Genomic DNA, 1,097 nt, shown 5'->3' with positions numbered 1-1,097 from the left:
GTGAACTGCCCCCCGAAAGTTGGACTGGTTTAATTCTAGGCGGTTAGGGCTTCAAGGGTCTGATTTCGATATTGCATCGGGGTTAGACCCTTGAGTCGTTGTTGGATGCGTTCGGTGTTGTACCACCGGATGTACTCGTCGATTGCCTGGTTGAACTCTGCGACGGTGTCGAAGGCTTCTCCGTGGTACATCTCGGTTTTCAGGTGGCCGAAGAAGTTCTCCATGACCGCGTTGTCGTAGCAGTTGCCTTTGCGTGACATCGATTGGACTCCCTGGTGCTGGCTAATCAGGGTGCGCCATGATGAGTGCTTGTATTGGAATCCTTGATCGGTGTGGATCATCCAGCCCGGCTCTGGAGCACACGCTTTGATCGCCTGCGCCAACGAAGCCGAGGTAAACGCCGTAGACGGCGATGTGGCCACTGTGTGGGCGACGATTGAGCGGTCGAACAGGTCCATCACCGGTGAGAGATACACCTTGCGGCCAGCGACTTTGAACTCGGTGACGTCGCTGACGAAGACAGTGTTGAGCCTATCGGGGGTGAAGTTGCGCTCGAGTGTGTTCTCAGCGATGTAGCTGATTGTGCCAGTGTAGGAGATGTAGGGCCTGCGCTGGCGGATCTTGGCTTTCAAGCCCATGGCGCGCATGAGCTTGTAGACAAGTTTGTGGTTGACCACCCAGCCCTGGTTACGCAGGTCGAGCAGTACCCGCCGGTAGCCGTAGCGGTGTTTGTTGCGCTGAAAACTGTCCCGGATCGCTTGTTTGAGCTCGGCATGTTTATCCGGTGCGGTGAGTCGTTTTTGGTGGTAGAAGAATGTCGAGCGTGCCATGCCGGCCGCATCCAGGAGGTAGTCCAAGCGGTGGTGTGACTTGAGGATGACGATTGCCTGGGCTTTCAGGCGTGTCCCTGGTTCCTCAAGTCTCGCAATTTTTTTAAGTAGGCGTTTTCCGCTTCCAGCCGCTCAACCTGGCGGCGAAGCTTTTCCTCTTCCGTGAGGCGTTTCGGCGCAGCCGATCCTTTGGGCCTGCCCTTCGGCTTCGGGCGCAGAGCCTCGTCGCCGCCTCTGCGCCACTTAGCCACCCAGTCCTTGACGAGG

Annotated in this window: 1 pseudogene; it reads right to left on the bottom strand. The window is 57.2% G+C overall.

Going from position 1 to position 1,097, the window contains the following annotated elements:
- Window positions 1-35: 35 nt before the first annotated feature.
- Window positions 36-1,097, bottom strand: a pseudogene (locus QP965_RS11415) (IS3 family transposase); the annotation flags it as partial.

This window comes from Corynebacterium sp. MSK074 (assembly GCF_030229735.1).
Lineage (GTDB): Bacteria > Actinomycetota > Actinomycetes > Mycobacteriales > Mycobacteriaceae > Corynebacterium.
Note: the sequence above shows the minus strand (reverse complement) of the source record. Positions and strands in the feature narration are given on the sequence as shown.